Annotated in this window: 21 protein-coding genes, 3 tRNA genes, 2 rRNA genes and 1 riboswitch; all 26 genes read left to right on the top strand. The window is 44.1% G+C overall.

All coding sequences use genetic code 11. The features are described from left to right. Window positions 1-300, top strand: a 23S ribosomal RNA gene (locus T355_RS0101730); the annotation flags it as partial. Window positions 301-378: 78 nt separating this feature from the next. Continuing rightward, window positions 379-495 (top strand): 5S ribosomal RNA (gene rrf / locus T355_RS0101725). 8 nt (window positions 496-503) lie between these two features. Next, window positions 504-579 (top strand) — tRNA-His (locus T355_RS0101720). A gap of 6 nt (window positions 580-585) precedes the next feature. After that, window positions 586-661 (top strand) — tRNA-Trp (locus T355_RS0101715). A gap of 21 nt (window positions 662-682) precedes the next feature. Further along, window positions 683-771: transfer RNA gene (locus tag T355_RS0101710), tRNA-Ser, on the top strand. Between the two features lie 144 nt (window positions 772-915). Then, a complete protein-coding gene (locus T355_RS0101705) occupies window positions 916-2,295 on the top strand; it encodes an NCS2 family permease (protein WP_027396238.1) in 1,380 nt (459 codons plus the stop codon). Window positions 2,296-2,520: 225 nt separating this feature from the next. Beyond that, complete coding sequence (rplU, locus tag T355_RS0101700) at window positions 2,521-2,832, top strand: 50S ribosomal protein L21 (protein ID WP_027396237.1); 312 nt, start codon at window positions 2,521-2,523, stop codon at window positions 2,830-2,832. A 64-nt stretch (window positions 2,833-2,896) separates the two neighbouring features. After that, the gene (locus tag T355_RS13185) at window positions 2,897-3,310 is read left to right on the top strand and encodes a ribosomal-processing cysteine protease Prp (protein ID WP_051555310.1); all 414 of its coding nucleotides are present in this window, start codon (window positions 2,897-2,899) and stop codon (window positions 3,308-3,310) included. A gap of 5 nt (window positions 3,311-3,315) precedes the next feature. Continuing rightward, window positions 3,316-3,609 (top strand): 50S ribosomal protein L27, encoded by a 294-nt coding sequence (gene rpmA / locus T355_RS0101690; protein ID WP_027396236.1) that lies wholly within the window; start codon window positions 3,316-3,318, stop codon window positions 3,607-3,609. A gap of 157 nt (window positions 3,610-3,766) precedes the next feature. Next, complete coding sequence (obgE, locus tag T355_RS0101685) at window positions 3,767-5,056, top strand: GTPase ObgE (protein WP_027396235.1); 1,290 nt, start codon at window positions 3,767-3,769, stop codon at window positions 5,054-5,056. Between the two features lie 14 nt (window positions 5,057-5,070). After that, the gene (gene yhbY, locus T355_RS0101680; RefSeq protein WP_027396234.1) at window positions 5,071-5,376 is read left to right on the top strand and encodes a ribosome assembly RNA-binding protein YhbY; all 306 of its coding nucleotides are present in this window, start codon (window positions 5,071-5,073) and stop codon (window positions 5,374-5,376) included. Between the two features lie 32 nt (window positions 5,377-5,408). Next, a complete protein-coding gene (proB, locus tag T355_RS0101675; RefSeq protein ID WP_027396233.1) occupies window positions 5,409-6,533 on the top strand; it encodes a glutamate 5-kinase in 1,125 nt (374 codons plus the stop codon). Window positions 6,534-6,566: 33 nt separating this feature from the next. Beyond that, window positions 6,567-7,820, top strand: coding sequence for a glutamate-5-semialdehyde dehydrogenase (locus T355_RS0101670; RefSeq protein WP_027396232.1), 1,254 nt, complete (start codon window positions 6,567-6,569; stop codon window positions 7,818-7,820). 155 nt (window positions 7,821-7,975) lie between these two features. Continuing rightward, complete coding sequence (gene nadD / locus T355_RS0101665) at window positions 7,976-8,590, top strand: nicotinate-nucleotide adenylyltransferase (RefSeq protein WP_027396231.1); 615 nt, start codon at window positions 7,976-7,978, stop codon at window positions 8,588-8,590. A 65-nt stretch (window positions 8,591-8,655) separates the two neighbouring features. After that, the gene (gene yqeK, locus T355_RS0101660; RefSeq protein ID WP_027396230.1) at window positions 8,656-9,228 is read left to right on the top strand and encodes a bis(5'-nucleosyl)-tetraphosphatase (symmetrical) YqeK; all 573 of its coding nucleotides are present in this window, start codon (window positions 8,656-8,658) and stop codon (window positions 9,226-9,228) included. Window positions 9,229-9,237: 9 nt separating this feature from the next. Beyond that, window positions 9,238-10,248: an LCP family protein gene (locus T355_RS13180; protein WP_051555309.1), complete on the top strand. Its 1,011-nt coding sequence runs from the start codon at window positions 9,238-9,240 to the stop codon at window positions 10,246-10,248. A gap of 21 nt (window positions 10,249-10,269) precedes the next feature. Continuing rightward, on the top strand, window positions 10,270-10,620 hold the full coding sequence (gene rsfS / locus T355_RS0101650) for a ribosome silencing factor (protein WP_037329628.1): 351 nt from the start codon (window positions 10,270-10,272) through the stop codon (window positions 10,618-10,620). A gap of 1 nt (window position 10,621) precedes the next feature. Next, window positions 10,622-11,494: a S1 RNA-binding domain-containing protein gene (locus tag T355_RS0101645; protein WP_027396228.1), complete on the top strand. Its 873-nt coding sequence runs from the start codon at window positions 10,622-10,624 to the stop codon at window positions 11,492-11,494. Window positions 11,495-11,651: 157 nt separating this feature from the next. After that, window positions 11,652-12,581, top strand: coding sequence for a chemotaxis protein (locus tag T355_RS0101640; protein WP_027396227.1), 930 nt, complete (start codon window positions 11,652-11,654; stop codon window positions 12,579-12,581). Window positions 12,582-12,889: 308 nt separating this feature from the next. Further along, window positions 12,890-13,504 (top strand): energy coupling factor transporter S component ThiW, encoded by a 615-nt coding sequence (gene thiW, locus T355_RS13175; RefSeq protein WP_051555308.1) that lies wholly within the window; start codon window positions 12,890-12,892, stop codon window positions 13,502-13,504. After that, window positions 13,404-14,234 carry a hydroxyethylthiazole kinase gene (thiM, locus tag T355_RS0101630; protein ID WP_081777580.1) on the top strand — a complete coding sequence of 277 codons (831 nt, stop codon included), beginning with the start codon at window positions 13,404-13,406 and terminating at the stop codon, window positions 14,232-14,234. The genes thiW and thiM overlap by 101 nt, the downstream gene beginning before the upstream one ends. A 268-nt stretch (window positions 14,235-14,502) precedes the next feature. After that, window positions 14,503-14,943, top strand: a complete 441-nt coding sequence (gene rplM, locus T355_RS15115) for a 50S ribosomal protein L13 (RefSeq protein ID WP_027396225.1) — start codon at window positions 14,503-14,505, stop codon at window positions 14,941-14,943. A gap of 24 nt (window positions 14,944-14,967) precedes the next feature. Beyond that, window positions 14,968-15,360, top strand: coding sequence for a 30S ribosomal protein S9 (gene rpsI, locus T355_RS15110; RefSeq protein ID WP_027396224.1), 393 nt, complete (start codon window positions 14,968-14,970; stop codon window positions 15,358-15,360). Between the two features lie 176 nt (window positions 15,361-15,536). Next, window positions 15,537-15,740: riboswitch (cobalamin riboswitch) on the top strand. 130 nt (window positions 15,741-15,870) lie between these two features. Then, window positions 15,871-16,806, top strand: coding sequence for a nickel ABC transporter permease (gene nikB, locus T355_RS0101615; protein WP_027396223.1), 936 nt, complete (start codon window positions 15,871-15,873; stop codon window positions 16,804-16,806). Between the two features lie 83 nt (window positions 16,807-16,889). Next, window positions 16,890-17,705, top strand: coding sequence for a nickel transporter permease (gene nikC, locus T355_RS0101610; RefSeq protein WP_027396222.1), 816 nt, complete (start codon window positions 16,890-16,892; stop codon window positions 17,703-17,705). Between the two features lie 39 nt (window positions 17,706-17,744). Next, on the top strand, window positions 17,745-19,334 hold the full coding sequence (locus T355_RS0101605) for an ABC transporter substrate-binding protein (RefSeq protein WP_027396221.1): 1,590 nt from the start codon (window positions 17,745-17,747) through the stop codon (window positions 19,332-19,334).

The following is a 19,334-nucleotide window of genomic DNA, read 5'->3' as shown; positions in this document are numbered from 1 at the left end:
ACAGTTCGGTCCATATCCATCGCGGGCGTAAGAGATTTGAAGGGAGCTGCTCCTAGTACGAGAGGACCGGAGTGGACGAACCAACGGTGTACCAGTTATGACGCCAGTTGTACAGCTGGGTAGCTGCGTTCGGAAGGGATAAACGCTGAAAGCATCTAAGCGTGAAACCCGCCTTGAGATGAGATCTCTCACAGAGTAATCTGGTAAGACTCCTTATAGACGATGAGGTAGATAGGCTGGAAGTGGAAGCGTGGTGACATGTGAAGCGGACCAGTACTAATAAGTCGAGGGCTTAACTTAAAAAGCGCTTACTAAGATGGTTCTTGTTTCTGTATAGTTTTGGAGGCACATTTAAAAATGTCTTCAAAAAATTGTATATCCGGTGATGATGGCTATGTGGTCCCACCTGTTCCCATTCCGAACACAGTAGTTAAGCACATAAACGCCGAAAGTACTTGGCTGGAGACGGCCTGGGAGGATAGGAAGTTGCCGGTTACAATATGGCGGTCGTGGTGAAGTGGTTAACACACTGGATTGTGGCTCCAGCATGCGTGGGTTCGATCCCCACCGATCGCCCCATATTACAGGGGTATAGCTCAATTGGTAGAGCAACGGTCTCCAAAACCGTAGGTTGTGAGTTCGATTCTTACTGCCCCTGCCATTTTTGTTTTTAATATGATTTGGAGCAGTACTCAAGAGGCTGAAGAGGACGGTTTGCTAAATCGTTAGGGTCGCAAGGCTGCGGAGGTTCGAATCCTCTCTGCTCCGCCATTGGATATTTGAACTTTTAGAGAAATCTGAAAGTTCTTTTTTTATGTATTTTTATGCATAAAATATAGATTTTTATAGTTTTTTATTACTGCTTAGGGTATAATATATTTGTTTTTTCTTTATTATTTTTTAGGAGGATGAAAAATGAGTGAAACTCTCGAGAAGCTGTTTCATCTGAAGGAAAATGGTACTACCGTCCGCACCGAGATGGTTGCTGGTCTTACCACCTTTATGACAATGGCTTACATCTTGGCAGTTAACCCTGGTATTCTTTCCACAACTGGTATGGATGCTGGTGCTGTATTTGTTGCTACAGCTATTGGTTCTGCCATCGGTACTATCTTTATGGCTGTTTTTGCCAACTATCCTTTTGCACTGGCACCTGGTATGGGCCTGAATGCCTTTTTTGCATTTACTGTATGTGGTGCTATGGGGTATTCCTGGCAGGTGGCTTTGGCCGCAGTATTTATTGAAGGCTTTATTTTCCTTATATTGTCCCTTACTAAGGTGAGAGAGGCAATTTTCAACTGTGTGCCAACCTCACTTAAAATGGGTGTTACTGCTGGTATCGGCCTTTTCATTGCTTTTATCGGTATGCAGAGCGCTAAGCTGGTAGTTGATAGCCCTACCTTGGTTTCAATTTTCCCATTTAAGTCTTCTCTTGCTGACGGCACTTTCTATACTACTGGTATTGGTGCTGTACTTGCTTTAATCGGCATTTTGGTTATTGCTGTTCTCATTCATAAGAAGGTCCCTGGTGATATCCTTTGGGGTATTCTCTTTACATGGATTCTTGGTATGATTTGTGAGGTTACTGGGATTTATATTCCTAACCCAGAGATGGGCATGTTCTCTACGATTCCTGATTTTTCCAAGGGAATCAGCATTCCAGATCTTTCCCCAACTCTTATGCAGGTTGATTTCTCCGGTATCTGGAGCTTTAACTTCCTTACTGTTATTTTGGCCTTCATGTTTGTAGACCTTTTTGATACTCTTGGAACTCTCATTGGTGTAGCTTCCAAGGCTGATATGCTGGATAAGGATGGTCGCCTTCCTAATATAAAGGGTGCTCTTCTGGCAGATTCTTTGGCTACTTCTCTTGGTGCGGTTCTTGGTACTTCCACTGTATCTACTTATGTAGAGAGCTCTGCTGGTGTAAGTGCTGGTGGTCGTACTGGTCTTACTGCATGGACTGTGGCTGGCTTATTTGTTTTGAGCTTGTTCCTGGCACCATTGTTCCTTACAATCCCAGCATTTGCTACTGCACCTGCTCTGATTGTAGTAGGTTTCCTTATGGTAAGCTCCCTTACCAAGATTGATTTTACTGATCTTACTGAGGCATTCCCTGCATACATTGCTACTGTAACCATGGTATTTATGTACTCCATCTCTGAGGGTATTGCTATGGGCTTCATTTCTTACGTTGTAATCAATGTGTTGTCTGGCGATTTCAGAAAGAAATCCATTAGCCCAGTAATGTATATTTTGGCTGTTATCTTCATATTAAAATATATTTACGTTTGATGATGGCTTTTTGCCTTTAATGGCTGCAATATAAAATTATGAAATAGCATGGAAATTTTAGTGATTTCCGTGCTATTTTTTTGTTGACTAAGTATGGGCTTTATGATAGTATATTTAAACGTAAGCGCAATAGGTATGCGCTTTCCCAAACCGCACAGTGAGGTTCTTGTAAACAGCTTAGGCTGTACCGTAATTGGCGAGTAAATTATAGGGAGGTGTAAATGAATGTACGCAATTATCAAGACTGGTGGCAAGCAGTATAAGGTTGCTGAAGGCGATGTTATCACTGTTGAGAAGATTGAGGCTGCTGAGGGCGAGGCTGTTACCTTTGATCAGGTTCTGACTGTTGTAAAGGATAACGAGGTTGTTGTTGGCAAGCCAGTTGTTGAGGGTGCTAAGGTTACTGCTAAGGTAGAAGCTCAGGGCAAGGACAAGAAGATCCTGGTATTTAAGTACAAGGCTAAGTCCAACTACCGCAAGCGTCAGGGCCATCGTCAGCCATTCACTAAGGTTGTTATCGAGAAGATCGAGGCTTAATCGTAAGCAATGACTTTTAGTTCTGTTAGTCGTTGTATGGTATTTATTGTTGTTGGTATTTCCTATGAGACGTGACAGACAGAAGGTGGACGGTGGTATCGAAATTACCGTTTACCGAAATAAAGAGGACAGAATTTTCGGTTACACCGTTGCTGGCCATCATGGTCAGCGGGGGAGTAGCATTGTGTGTGCCGGCGTTTCCGTATTGGCACAGACTACGTTAAAGGGCTTGGGTGAGCACCTCATGCGGCTTCATAATCTTTCCAGGAGCAATCCGGATAGCTTATCTGCTTATCTTAAGTATAAGGTTGCGCCAGGTGACTTACAGGTAAGGCTTACTACTGACCTCGATGATATAACTGATGCACTATTAGAGACAATGCTTATTGGACTTTATGACATCTACGATGAACGAATCCGAGAGAATGATCTCGACGGGGTGCACATTTTTGAGATTCAACAGGATCAGGAGGTGTAATGTTAATGTTCACTTTTGATTTACAGCTTTTCGCACATAAGAAAGGTGTGTCCAGCACCCGTAATGGTCGTGACTCTGAGGCAAAGCGCCTTGGTGTTAAGGAGCAGGCTGGCACCGTTGTAACTGCAGGCAGCATTCTGGTTCGTCAGCGTGGAACTCATTTCCACCCAGGTACCAATGTTGGTATTGGTAAGGACGATACCCTGTTCGCTAAGATTGATGGCCGTGTAGCTTTCGAGCGCAAGGGTCGTTATAACCGTCAGGTTAGCGTTTATGCAGTTGACGAAGCTGCTATGTAATTAGTAGAAAATACCTGCGTCTTCACATAGGCGCAGGTATATTTTATTATTTGCTTATTTGATTGATTAAATTGAGTAATGTATAAAAAGCTGGCATTGGTATACAATACCAGCTTTTTATACATTACTTTGGGTCACTTTTATTAAGGAGAGGCTTATGCAGTTTATAGATAGAACTACCATAAAGGTTACTGCCGGCAACGGTGGTAACGGCAAGTCAGCTTTTCGGCGTGAGAAATTTGTTGCCAAGGGCGGTCCATCCGGCGGTGACGGTGGCCGTGGTGCTGATATTGTCTTTGTTGTTGATAATAATATGAATACTCTGCTGGATTTCCGTTATCACAGAAAATTCCAGGGCAAGAACGGTGAGAATGGCGATATTAAAAATCAGTATGGTCATAACGCACCCCCTTGTATTATTAAAGTTCCTCAGGGGACCTTGGTCAAGGATGCTGATACTGGAGAAATTTTGGCAGATCTTACTGAAATTGGGCAGGAGGCTGTTATTGCCAAGGGTGGCCGTGGCGGCCGTGGCAATGCCAAGTTTGCCAATAGTGCCAATCGTGCCCCTACATTTGCAGAGCTGGGTGAGCCTGGTGAAAGCCGTAACTTGATTTTGGAGCTGAAGCTGCTGGCTGACGTGGGGCTGGTAGGCTATCCAAGCGTGGGTAAATCCAGTCTGGTGGCTGCTGTTTCTGCAGCCCGTCCAGAGATTGCCGAGTATCATTTTACCACCATTACCCCTGTACTGGGTGTGGTAAGCGTTGGTGATATTGATGATGAGCGTACCTTTGTAATGGCTGATATTCCGGGGCTTATTGACGGTGCCTCTGAGGGCGTTGGCCTTGGCCACGATTTCCTTCGCCATGTGGAGCGTACCAAGGTTATTGTTCATATCGTGGATGCCTCTGGTGTGGAAGGCCGTGATCCAGTTGAGGATTATTATAAGATTAATAAAGAGCTGAAGATTTATAGCGAAAAAATTGCCCGTCGTCCACAGATTTTGGCGGCCAATAAGATGGATTTGCCAGGAGCTCAGGAGAACTTTGAGCGCCTTAAGGAATTGGCGGAGAAAGAGGGCATTGAAATATTCCCTATTTCTGCAGCTACCCGTCAGGGAACAAAGGAGCTTATTCAGCGTGTGGCCCAGGTTCTTGACGAATACGTTGAGGAGCCGGATGTGGAAGAGGGCGTTAAGGTATATGATGCCAAGGAAGAGGATCCTGATAAGGTTACTATTACCCGTAATGATGCAGGTGATTTCATTGTAAGCTCCAAGTCACTTGATAAGCTGGTGGCCATGACTAATTTCGGCAACGACGAGGCCATCAGACGCTTCCAGTATATCTGGCGAATCAAGGGCATTGACAAGAAGCTCATTGAGCGCGGTATTAAGGAAGGCAATACTGTAAGAATCGGCGAAATGGAATTCGAGTATCGGGATTAAGGAGATAACTATATATGATAAAGAATACATTAACCGGCAAGCAGAAAAGATTTCTGCGTTCCATGGGAATGACCATGGATCCGGTTGTTATGATTGGCAAGGAAGGGGTAAGTCCTACAGTGGTTCAGTCCGCAGCAGAGGCTATCAAGAAGCGTGAGCTGGTGAAGGTGCGTGTACTTCAGAACTGCATGGATGATCCTGAATCTGCTATCACTATGCTGGCAGAGCGTACCAATTCTGACCTTGTTCAGATTATTGGTCATAACGGACTTTTGTTTAAGCGTAATTTTGATTCCCCTAAAATTGAGCTGCCAAAATAATTTGACTGGCAAAATAAAGTGAGGTTTGGGTTATGGAGACTCGTGAGCATATAAAAAGCGCCAGCCGTATTGTTGTGAAGGTGGGTACAAGCACTCTCCTTTATGATAACGGCAAGCTTAACCTTTATAGAATAGAGCAGCTGGTCCGTGAGCTGGCAGATCTTTCCAGCCAGGGCAAGGATGTTATTCTGGTTTCCTCTGGTGCCATTGGTGCTGGTGTGGTTCGTATGGGCCTGAGTGAACGCCCCTCCGGGGTGAAGGAGAAGCAGGCGTTGGCTGCTGTTGGCCAGGGAATGCTCATGCATATATATGATAAGCTCTTTGCTGAATATGGTCAGGTGGCCGGGCAGGTGCTTTTGACCCGCGATAATTATGTGCAGCACAAGCAGTACAATAACTCACGCAATACACTTCTCACCATGCTTAAAATGGGTGTGGTACCTATCATTAATGAAAATGATGCGGTAGCTGTGGATGAGGTTAAGATTGGAGATAACGATAATCTTTCAGCCATGGTTGCATCATTGGTGGATGCGGATTTGCTTATTATCCTGTCTGATATTGATGGGGTATATACGGGAAATCCTTCCAAGGATCCATCGGCTACCCTTATTCATGAGATAAAGGAAATTACTCCCCATATTGAGCAGATTGCCGGGGGAGCGGGGTCTGCCATGGGAACCGGTGGCATGTCCACCAAGATTGAGGCGGCCAAGATTGCCACGGCTTCAGGGGTTACCATGTGTATTGCCTCTGGCAGCGAAAAGGGTATAATACGTCGAATTATTGATGGTGAGAATGTGGGAACAGTATTTCCACCAAAGGAGGCTCATCTAAAGGCACGAAAGGGCTGGCTGGCCTTTGGAAAGCGTATCAGCGGTGATCTGGTAGTGGATGCAGGCTGTGTAAGGGCCTTAAAATCAGGGTCCAGCTTGCTGGCAGCAGGTATTAAGCAGTCTGAGGGCGAATATACCATTGGCGATACAGTGCGGGTACTGACCGAGGACTACCAGGAAATTGCCCGTGGAGTCATTAATTTTGATAGAAATGATCTGGAGAAGATTAAGGGACTAAAAACTGATGAGTTTAAGGTCCTTCTCCCGGATAATGACCATGATGAGGTTATTCATCGTGATAATATGGTTCTTATGATTTAAGGTTTACCACCAAATAGCAGGGAGGTAATGGCAGTGGATTTGCAGAAAATTATGGTTTCCAAGGCAGAGGCGGCGGTGAAGGCTGCTGATGCCATGACTTTGGTTTCGACGGATACAAAAAACAAGGCATTATTGGCCATGGCGGATATGCTGGAGAAACATGACGATGTTATTATTGAAGCCAATAAAAAGGATATGGCTTTGGCAGAGGAAAAGGGCGTAAAGAAATCATATCTGGATAGATTGCTTCTTACCCATGAACGTATTGGGGGTATGGCAGATGGCCTTCGGCAGGCAGCTGCTTTGCCTGATCCTGTAGGCGAGGGTGATTATTCCACCATTCGCCCAAATGGCCTGGAAATTCGCCGTGTGCGGGTTCCTCTGGGAGTAGTGGGTATGATTTATGAAGCCCGACCAAATGTTACCTCCGATGCAGCAGGCCTTTGTATTAAATCTGGTAATGCTGTTATTCTTCGTGGTGGTTCTGAGGCCATTAATTCCAATATTGCCATTATTGAGCTTTTGCAGAAGGCTGCTTATGGTGCCGGTATTCCGGATGGGGCTATCCAGTTTGTGGATGTTGTGGATCGTGAAGCTGTAAATATTATGCTGAAGCTCAACAATTATTTGGATGTTATTATCCCAAGAGGCGGCGCGGGTCTTATTAAGACTGTGGTGGAAAATAGTACCGTGCCCGTTATTGAAACTGGTACTGGAGTATGTCATACTTATGTAGATGAGAGTGCTGATTTGGATATGGCCCTTAAGATTGCAGTGAATGCCAAGACCTCCAGACCTTCAGTATGTAATGCTATGGAAACCCTTCTGGTGCATAAGAATGTAGCAGAAAGGTTTTTGCCTATGCTGTCAAAGGCTATGAAGGAGAAGAATACTGAGCTCCGGGGCTGTAAGGCATCCTTGGATATTGTTCCAGATATGGTTCCAGCCACTGAGGAAGACTGGAGCACTGAGTATGGTGATCTGATTCTCTCCGTGAAGGTGGTGGCAGATGTTAACGAGGCTATTGAGCATATCAATAAGTACAACACAGGTCATTCTGAAACCATTGTAACTGAGAATTTGACTAATTCACGCCTTTTCCAGCGTCGTGTAAATGCTTCTTCTGTTTATGTCAATGCCTCCACCAGATTCACTGATGGTTGTGAGTTCGGTTTTGGCGCTGAGATCGGTATCAGTACCCAGAAGCTCCATGCCCGTGGTCCTATGGGCTTGGTGGCACTGACCAGTACCAAGTATCTTATTAATGGAGATGGACAAATCCGTTGATTCGATTAATTAAAGGATATTTAAAAACAATTGGGCAGTATTACGATACAAAAAAGGGCAGACATGATATACTTGATTATGCCCGAGGAATTGCTATAATAATTTTTGTTTGCGTTGTAGCGGTTTTTCTATTAAGTTTATTGTAGGAGCGTATTATGGGTAAAAAGAAGCGTTTGGGCATCATGGGAGGTACCTTTGATCCTATTCATGTGGGGCATCTCATGACTGCTGAGGCAGTTCGCGATGAGTATAATCTGGATAAGGTTATCTTTATACCGGCTGCTGTGCCACCGCATAAGCAGCAACAGAGTGTTACCATGGCCAAGCACAGATATGTAATGACGGTGCTGGCGACTTGCTCCAACCCTAATTTTGAGGTATCTGACATAGAGATGAACCGTCCTGGACCATCCTATACCATTGATACCATATCCCAGCTTATAACCCAGTATGGCAAGGGGACAGAGTTCTTTTTTATAACTGGTGCGGATGCCATTCAGGAAATTCATACTTGGGACCGCATAGATGAGCTGTTGGAGTTGTGCCATTTTATTGGCGCATCCCGTCAGGGCTGTCTTCCAGATGTAAATCAGATTAAAGAGTCCTTTGGGGAGCTTGGCAAAAGGAAGATTCATCGGCTGGAAACTCCGGAGCTGGAAATATCTTCCACGGATATCAGAAATCGCATAAAAAAAGGCTATTCCATTAAATATATTGTGCCATCATGTGTGGAGCAGTATATATATAAAGAAGGCCTATATAAAGATTAAAGACCATAAAATGGGATATCGTTTTGCGGTGTCCTTTTTGTGGTGTTAGCAGGTATAGATTTGATATGACTTATGATGAGATGAAGGACAAGCTGCAAAGCAGATTAAAAGCCACCAGATTTATTCATTCTGTAGGTGTGGCTGAGTCGGCAGTGTATCTGGCAGAGCGGTTTGGTGTCGATGTTGAAAAAGCGAGAATTGCTGGCCTTCTCCATGACTGTGCCCGTCAGTATCCCAATGAACAGCTGATAAGTGAAGCAGATAAGCGCCATATATCATACGGCGAGGTGGAAAAAAGCATGCCTCTGTTATTGCATGGCTACATTGGAGCCGAGCTTATTCGGGAAGAATACGGTGTGGAGGATGAGGAGATAGCCCAGGCTATCTATCGCCATACTGTTGGTGGAGCAGCAATGACAGATTTGGATAAGATTATATATTTTGCAGATATGATTGAGCCGGCCAGGGATTATCCGGCAGTGGAGCACTTGCGGGAGCTTTCCAAAACTGTTAGCCTTGATGAAATGGTTTTGGCAGGCTTGTCTCAGTCCATAGAATTTGTATTGAACAAAAATCACCTGATACACCCTGATACTGTTGTTGCCAGAAATGAGATTCTTTTAAAACTCAAGAAATGAGCATAAGATATGAGCAAAAAGCCATATAGTGAGACAAGAGAAAGAATTAAACAAAAACAAGCCCAGAAGCGCCGTAAGCGTAATGTTAAAATAGTAAGAATTTTTATGGCTACCCTTATAGTTATGGTAGTTCTTACTGGGGTGGGCTGGTTATCCATGCAGATATACCATTGGGGAAGCCAGAGAATGGCTGTTTACATGGAAATATATGATGGCTACAAGCAAAGGAAAGATTTGCGGGCAGCCAGCTTTGATCCCCGTTTTGATGGATATACCAATATTCTGGTGTTGGGCCTTGATCCTGGTAAGGAGGATAGTGGTCAGTCGGCGGACTCCGTTATTATTATGAGCTTTAAGCATAATACGGGAGAAGTTAGATTCATCACCATTCCAAGATACACCATGGTGAATATTCAGGGTCGCAATGCTCCTGAGCCACTTAATAATGCCTATTATTATGGAGGAATTCCCCTTATGGAGCAGACGGTGTCCAAAAATCTGGGGATAACCCTTCACCATTATGTCGCTATTGATACCGAGGCTTTGGCTGAGGTTGTGGATGTAATGGGCGGCATTGATATTTACGTTGATAATGACCTTAATTATGATGATCCAGAGGGAGATTTATACATCCACATTCCAAAGGGCATACAGCACATGGAAGGGGATATGGCTCAAAAGTATCTGCGATTTGCCAGTGATGATCTGGGGGCCTATGGACGCAGCATGCGTCAGCAAAAATTTTTGAAGGCTTTCTGTGGCAAGCTCATGGAGCCGGACAGCCTTTCGAAGATTCCGGAGCTGGTGGAAATATGTGATAAGCGCATAAAATCCAGTATAGAGGCCTTCGATTCAGGTCATTTTGCCAGTTTGTTGACAAATATGCAGGGGACAAAACCTGTTGTGACAATTTTGCCGGGGGAATTACAGCATGATGGAAGCTGGATTTATAATCCGGTGAAAACCACTGAATTGATAGATGAACTGTTTCCTCAGGAGGAATCTGGAGGAGACGATTAACCAATACAAGGAGGAATTGATTTGTACAAAACTTCATTAGAATTAGCCAATGCTATCGCAAAGGCCGCCGATGATAAGAAAGCCCGTGATGTGGTACTGATGAACATGACCGAGCTTAGTCCGGCCACCGATTATTTTGTAGTTTGTTCAGCTAATAGTACCACCCAGGTAAAGGCTATTTCTGATAATATTGAAGAACAGCTACACGAGGCAGGCCATGATATGCTGCATCGTGAAGGCTATAGGGAGGCTGAGTGGGTGCTTTTGGATTATGGTGACTGTGTAGCCCACATATTCCTTCAGGAAAGCCGTGAGTATTATTCTCTGGAAAGCCTTTGGGGCGATGCAGAGCTGACAGTATATGAGGACTAATATGGAAAGGGAAAAACCACGTAAGAAATACGGACCTAGTACCGTTGTGACCCTTAAGGCAGTCCGTGAGTCAGAAATGGGCGTGTTCCTGGATGCGGAGACTGGCAATACCAATGATGATATTTTGCTTCATAAGACTCAGCAAACATCAGAGGTAAAGGTGGGAGATGAAGTAAAGGTATTTTTGTATCTTGACCCTAAACGTCGTCTTACTGCCAGTATGCGGGTTCCCAAAATGCGGGAGGGACAGATTGCCAGATTGAAGGTAATCAATGTGTCCAAGGATGGTGCCTTCCTTGATGTGGGGGCCGAGCGTGGTATATTTATGCCTTTTGCTGGTATGCGTGGCAACCTTCAGGTTGGTGAAGTGGTATGGGCAAAGCTGTATACTGATAAATCAGGACGTTTGGCTGTGACCATGAAGGTAGAAGACGAAATACGCCGGGCCTCTGTAAAGGCAGATAAAAGTGTCCATAAGGGGCAGGAAATATCCGGTTCCATATATAATATTACCGATAGTGGTATATTTATGCTGACCAAGGAGCGTTACATTGCCTTTATTCCTCATCAGGAGGCCCCTTACCGTCCGCGGGTCGGTGAGGAAATTACGGCCAGGGTTATCTATATCCGTCAGGATGGCAGATTAAATGCTTCTCTCAGGGAGGCAAAGGAAAAGGCAATGAATTCAGATTCTGATAAGCTGCTGATGTTCCTACAGAATCATGAGGGAAAAATGCCATATTCCGATGAGAGCTCGCCGGAGCTTATTAAGGGAAAATTTAATATAAGCAAGGCTGCATTTAAGAGAGCACTGGGTCGATTGATGAAGGATGGGCTGGTAGAAGAACGGGACGGCTGGACTTTTTTGAAATAAAAAAGTTTTTCTGTATCTTTAGCAGGAATTAGTTTATGAATAACGAATATTACAGTATATAGTAATTTTGTGTATTGTAGTAACTAATTATTTAGGTTTGTATAGTGAATGTTTCCCGCGTGTTTTGTGGGAAAATAGATATTATGGGGGCGATTGAATGGCAACTGAAGAGAAGAAGGGTATTCTTTTAGAGACCGGTACTAATGAGTTTGAGATTGTAGAGTTTAATATTGGTGAGGTTAACTATGGTATTAACGTAGCAAAGGTTCGCGAGGTTATTACCCGCACTCCTGTTACTGAGATGCCTCAGGCCCATCCTTATGTAGATGGCCTGTTTACCTTGCGTGGTAAGGCTATTCCGTTGGTTAATCTGCCAAGATGTCTTAATGTCCAGACTCCTGATGAGCCAAAGAATATAATTGTTACCGAAATTAACAATTATAATATCGGCTTCCTGGTAGACAGTGTATCCCGTATTCACCGTATTTCCTGGAAGAACATGGAGCCATCTCCTGAGGTTGGCGATCAGTCCCGTGTAGTTGGTATCATCAAGATGGAAGGCAAGATTATTCTCCTGCTGGACTTCGAGACAATTATTGCCGAGATTAATCCTGAAATTAATCAGAAGCTCACCACCTTTGAAGATGCTACAGTGGATGTTAAGGCAAAGAGAAACAATGTACATGTTGTATGTGCAGAGGATTCTCCATTGCTTCGTGAACTGTTGGTATCCACTCTCCATGAGTCCGGCTATAGATATGTTCGTGACTTTAATAATGGTGCTGATGCCTGGAAGTATCTGTCTGATGGTATTGACAAGAATGCTCCTATTGAGGATCAGGTTCGTGTTATTATTTCCGATATTGAGATGCCACAGATGGACGGTCATCGCCTCCTGAAGCTGGTTCGTGAAGATCAGAGATATGCCAATATTCCGTTTATTCTGTTCTCCTCCCTCATTAGTGAGGAAATGCGCCGTAAGGGTGAACAGCTTGGTGCAAATGGACAGATTAGCAAGCCGGAGATTAATCAGCTGATTGGTCTTATCGATGAGCTTGTGTTCAACTACAAGAAACCGGAAGAATAAAATTAAAGCAAAGACTCCCGCCCTTGGGCGGGAGTTATTTTTATTTTACATTGACAAATTTAACAGAAGAATTTAAACTAAAAGTGTCGTTAAACTAATGAAATCGTAGGGGAGCGCCTTCGATTTTTTGACAGACAGATGTATAGCGAGGGAGCCCGTGTTTCGGGTTGAGAGGAAGCTAGTGAGCTTCGACCGCCTGCCTCGGCAGATTTTATGCTGTATGACTGTCTATTTATGTTTATAAATAAGCACTTCACTGACTGCAGCTGAAATCCCGGGGAATTTAGCTAAAGGAGTGAAGTTTTTTTATGTCAAATCACCAGAAAATTTTAAGGATGGTCTTTATGGCCATGATGATCGGTTTAGGAGTTGTTATTTCACCTATATTGCGGGTTGAAGGCATGTGTCCTATGGCTCATCTCATTAATATTGTGTGTGCTGTTATGCTGGGACCGGTAGAGGCCTTTACCTGTGCCTTTATTATAGGTATCATTAGGATGGTTGTAATGGGGATACCTCCTTTGGCCTTGACGGGGGCCATATTTGGAGCAACCTTATCCGGACTGTTATATAGAATGACTAAGGGTAAGCTTATAGGCGCCGTCCTGGGTGAAGTTATTGGAACTGGAATTATAGGTGCCATTGTATCCTACCCTGTAATGACATTTTTAGTTGGTCGCACAGGACTGACCTGGATGTTCTATGTGCCATCATTCATTATGGGTACCCTTATAGGAGGCTCTATTGCCTTTATTTTCCTTACTGCCCTGAAGAAAAACAACACCTTGACTGAAATTCAAAAGAAGCTGGGAGCGAGAACCTATGATAAATCACAAGATTTCCCAAGAGATACTGGAAGTGAGCCACTTTATCAGGAAAACCAGTCCTCTGATTCATTGTATCACCAATCCAATATCCATTAATGATTGCGCAAATATGATATTGGCTCTTGGTGGTCGGCCAATGATGGCTGAGCATCCGGAGGAGGTGGATGAAATCACCTCTGTGGCCAATGCCCTATGCTTAAATTTAGGCTCAATAACAAGGGACAGATTGCTGGCCATGGGGGTATCAGCGGCTGCTGCCAGAGATCATGGTGTTCCGATAATAATTGATTTAGTTGGTGCCGCTTGCAGTACATTACGGAAAAACTTTCTGCAGGAGTTTATCAATAAATATAAGCCTGCTGTGTTGAAGGGCAATATTACTGAGATTCTTTCCACCTGTGGTATAGAATGCCGTAGCTCCGGGGTGGAAGCCAATAAGGAGCAGCTTATAGATGAACAGAATATAGACGAGTATGCAAAATTTTTAGGCCAGTGGTCCAAAGAGCATTCCGCGGTACTTCTGGTAAGTGGTCCTATAGATTTTATCACAGATGGGGAGAATTCCTATATGGTGCACAATGGTGTTCCTATGCTGGGAAATATTACTGGAACAGGATGTATGCTAAATGCCATGGTAGCTGCCCTGCTTCCAAGTGGTAACCCATTGATGGCTGCCTTGCTTGGAGCCATAACCTTGGGGATTGCCGGGGAAAAGGCAGAACAGGTAAGTGATGGCCCTGGAACCTTCCACATGAAACTCTTTGATGAAGTGTATAACTTGAAAGACGCTGACATAATCACCAAGGGAAAAATCATAAAACTTTAAAAAAGTAGTTGAAATGGTACTCCAAAATATTGTATTATATTCGGGCATAAGCTATTTTATTCACAGATATTCTGTGGATAACAGGTGAGGCGTTTTCTTCGGCTTCTTATCAGGTCGACAAGAAAATGCTTGACTTCCTATGGAAACTTGAGTAAAATAGTTCAAGTGAGGCTTTGTAGAGCCGCTTCCATTAGCCCCGGAGGCCGACTACACTTCACAACCCAAATTAGAAAAATAAAAATTAAAATTTATGGGAGGGATATATCGCATGAAGACAACGTTTATGGCAAATGCTCAGAACGTAGAGCGTAAATGGTATGTTGTAGACGCTGAAGGTCAGACTGTAGGTAGATTAGCTGCTGAAGTTGCAAAAGTTCTTCGCGGTAAACATAAACCAACCTTCACTCCACATGTTGATTGTGGTGATTTCGTTATCGTTATCAATGCAGAGAAGGTTGTATTCACTGGTAAGAAGTTAACTGATAAGATTTATTTCCGTCATTCCGGTTACACTGGTGGAACTACTTTCACCCCAGCTGGTCAGATGATGGAGAAGTTCCCAACTCGCGTTGTTGAGAAGGCTATCCGTGGTATGCTTCCACACAACCGTCTTGGTGAGCAGATGTATAGAAAGCTGAATGTATATGCTGGTTCCGAGCATCCTCATGCTGCACAGCAGCCAGAAGAGCTCAAGCTGAACATTCGCTAATACTTGGAAGGAGGAACATTTAAAATGGCATTAGCTAGCTACTACGGCACAGGCCGCAGAAAGTCTTCCATTGCAAGAGTTCGTCTTGTTCCAGGTGAAGGCAAGGTGACCATCAATGGTCGCGCAATGGATGAGTATTTTGGTCTCAAGACTCTTGAGCTGATCGTAAGACAGCCTTTGGAGCTGACTGAGACTGTTGATAAGTATGATGTAATCGCTGATGTAAAGGGCGGCGGTGCTTCCGGTCAGGCAGGCGCTATCCGTCATGGCATTACCCGTGCACTTATGGTTCTCGATGGCGATCTTCGTCCAGCACTGAAGAAGGCTGGTTTCGTAACTCGTGACCCTAGAGAGAAAGAGCGTCGTAAGTACGGTCTCAAGAAGGCCCGTAAGGCGTCCCAGTTCTCCAAGAGATAATTTCATATTATCGAAACAAAGCCCTGTGGTTATACCACAGGGCTTTTTGAATGTAATTATAATATTTTTTAACAAAAAATATATAATTACTCTAGGACAATAAGCTTAGAATGATAGCATAAAATCGTTTGACAAATAATGATTAAAAATGCTATACTACCAATGTTTCACTAAAAAATGTATATAGAGAATCGGGTGTCGAAAGACTTAATAGGGAATTCGGTATAAGCCGAAGCGGTCCCGCCACTGTAACAGAGAGTGATGTTGTACGGATAGGATTTGAGCTATCCAGTCACTGAAGAAGGACAAGCTTCTTTGGGAAGGCACAACATTCATGATGACCTGGAGCCAGAAGAACTGCCTGATTAGCATTCACCATTATTACCTGCGAGCGACAGGGAGGTTGGATATTTCAGGGGTACCTGTCTGGTATTTTGGTCTGAAATCTCTTTGCCTGTCTGTGCGTTGCAGACAGGCTTTTTTTATGCTTTGACAAGGAGAGGATTTTTTTTGAAAAGGATTGTAGGACGATTATTGCAGATGCTGGGAACCTTAATTGGAGTTAGCTTTCTCACCTTCTGTCTGACCTGGTTGGCACCAGGAGACCCTGTATCTATGCTGCTGGAGACGGCAGATACAGTGGTATCTGCTGAGCTGGTGGAACAGACCCGACATGATTTAGGGTTGGATCAACCGTTCTTGGTGCAGTATGTAAATTGGGCCGGAGGTGTGCTCCACGGAGATATGGGCATGTCCTATTCGGCGAAAAAGCCAGTGGTGGATAAGCTGCTGGAGGGCTTTGCCGGGACCCTGCTGTTGGCTGTAGTCACAATTATATTTGTGCTGATTATTTCCTTGCCCCTTGGTATATGGTCGGCAGTAAAGCGTAATAAGCTGCCTGATTATATTGTCAGAGGCCTTTCCTTTATCGGGGTGTCCATGCCTAGCTTTTGGATAGGCTTGCTGCTGCTTTATTTCTTTGGATTGAAGCTACGCTTGTTTCCAATTGCCCAGTCTGAAGTAACCGCAGCGGGAATTGTCCTGCCTGCTCTTACATTGGCAATTTATATGTCTTCAAAATACATGCGCCAGGTGCGCACCGTAATCTTAGAGGAGTTAAATCATGATTATGTGGTAGGGGCCAGAGCACGAGGCCTTTCAGAAACCACAATTTTATGGAAGCATGTGCTGCCAAATGCGATTTTACCTCTAATTACTCTGTTGGGCATGTCCATTGGATGGCTTTTAGGTGGTGTGGCCGTTATTGAGATGGTCTTCTCCTGGCCAGGAATTGGAAATATGGCAGTGCGGGCTATTTCCATGCGTGATTATCCTCTAATTGAAGGCTTTGTACTTTGGATTGCCATTGTTTATATGGTGATAAATCTATTGGTAGATATGTCATATTCATGGCTTGATCCTCGACTCAAAAAGGAGGCAAGATAATGGCTCATACTAAGACTTTTTCCCATGGACATGGGGTTAGTAATGTCAATATGGACATTAATATGGATGTTGATAGTAATTTAATGTCCAGAATTAAAGCCAATAAACAGTTTTCAATATATTCTGCCTTGGTAGTATTGATTATATTGGTAGCTATTTTTGCACCTTGGCTTGCTCCTCAGGACCCACTGGTGGGGGAAATGAAGAATGCGTTGCAGACGCCTTCCGCTGAGCATCTGTTGGGAACCGATAAGATGGGCCGTGATACCCTATCCAGAATTATTTGTGGTACCCAAACCTCATTATTTATGACTATCTGTCTGGTGGTGCTGGTAGCTGTGGTAGGTACCTTTGTGGGAACCATGGCTGGCTACTTCGGTGGCAAGATTGAAATGGTGCTCATGCGGTTTACTGACATGATGCTGTCCTTCCCAGGTATCGTTTTGGCCATTGCTATAGCCGGTATCATGGGTGGAAGTGTTATTAATACAATATTGGCTCTGTGCGTGGTAAGCTGGGCTAAATATGCCCGATTGGTGCGCAGCTTGGTATTGAAAATCCGCAATCAGGATTTTATTACTGCTGCTCAGCTGTGTGGTACCAGTACCAAGATGATAATTTGGCAGCATATTTTGCCTAATACCCTGCCAATGGTAGTTATTACTGCTGCCATGGATATCGGTACCATGATGATGGAAATAGCCGGACTTTCATTCCTGGGCTTCGGTGCTCAGCCGCCAACTCCTGAGTGGGGTCTGATGCTTAACGAGGGTCGTCAGTATATACAGACAGCCCCTTGGCTCATGGTGTATCCTGGTATGGCTATATTTATTGTGGTAGCCATCTTTAATCTTTGGGGAGATAGTTTGCGGGATATTTTAGATCCACGTCAGACTTGATTCATATTATGTTATATGAAAATGGAAAGGATGAAAAAAATGAATTTTTTCAGGACAAAGAAAATCTGGAAAGCCATCAGTGTGGGATTGTGTACTGCTATGGCTGCAGTAGTAATCGCTGGTTGCGGTGGTTCTGCCGGTAGTGATGCCGTTAATAAGGGCGTTTTGAAGGTTGGTGTTACCAACTTTGCTGATACCCTGGAGCCAACTGAGAACTTCTTTGGTTGGGTTGTTATGCGTTATGGCTTAGGTGAGTGTCTTGCCAAGTTTGATGAGAAGATGAATGTTCAGCCTTGGTTGGCTGAGGAGTGGAAGGTTAGTGATGATAAGCTGACCTGGACCTTTAAGATTCGCGATGGTGTAAAGTTCTCCAATGGTAATCCATTGACTGCCGAGGCTGTAAAGGCTTCTATCGAGCGGGCATTTGCCAAGAATAGCCGTGCCGCTACCTTCTTTAAGTATACTTCCATTAAGGCAGAGGGTCAGAACCTTATTATTACCACTGATAAGCCAACCCCTAATATGGCTGGCTTCCTGGCTGATCCTTTGTTTATCATTGTTGATACAACTGCAGAGAGCAGCCGTGATTTCTCCAAGGAGGGTCCAATCTGCACCGGTCCATATATGGTTGAATCCTTCGTAAAGGAAAAATCCGTAATGAAGAAGAACCCTAATTATTGGGGCGGCGAGGTTCCATTTGATACCGTTGAGATTCCATCCATTGATGATCCTAACACCCGCGCTATGGCTCTCCAGTCCGGTGATGTGGATATGGCTGTAAATATTGCGGCTGGTGACATGGATTCCTTCCGCGGTAATAATAGCTTCACAATTGATGAAATTTCTTCACTGCGTACCGTTTTGGCCCGTCTGAACCAGAAGGGTATTTTGAAGGATCCTAAGGTTCGTGCTGCTTTGATTTGTGGCTGCGATCGTGAAACCTATAATAAGGTATTGTTAAAGGGTACCTTCCTCCCAGGTAAGGCACCAGTACCACCATCCATGGATTATGGCTTTGATCAGTTAAAGGATCCTAATGCTTATAATCCGGAGCGTGCTGCTCAGCTCCTGAAGGAAGCTGGTTGGACTGATACTAATGGTGATGGTATCCTGGATAAGGATGGTAAGCCATTAAAGCTGGATTTTGTGGTTTATAACAGCCGTGCTGAGTTACCTCTTTATGCAGAGGCAGTACAGGCAGATTTGAAGAAGCTGGGCTTTGATATTAACATTAAGAGTGTAGATTATAATCTGGTTGACCAGATGGGTATCAAGGGTGAGTATGACCTGTTGATTTCCAATATTACTACAGCTAATACCGGTGATCCTGAGATTTATCTCTCCTGGTATTGGAAGTCCAACATTAACGGTGACAATCCTCAGAATGGTTCCGGCTACAGCAATCCTGCTCTTGATGCCAAGTTCAATGCTTTGTCTGTAGAGTTTGATAAGCAGAAGCGTCGTCAGCTCATCATTGAGATTCAGCAGATGATCATGGATGATGGTGCAGCTCTGTTCCTGGGTTACCCTCAGACCAACATTATCTTTAACAATGCGTTGTCTGGTGTAAAGATGTTCCCTTCCGATTATTATTGGATTACCAGTCTGATTAAGCCAGCATCCAAGTAA

It is taken from the genome of Anaerovibrio lipolyticus LB2005 (assembly GCF_000621545.1).
In the GTDB taxonomy this organism is placed as follows: Bacteria; Bacillota; Negativicutes; order Selenomonadales; family Selenomonadaceae; genus Anaerovibrio; species Anaerovibrio lipolyticus_A.
This window is presented reverse-complemented; position numbering and strand designations above follow the sequence as displayed.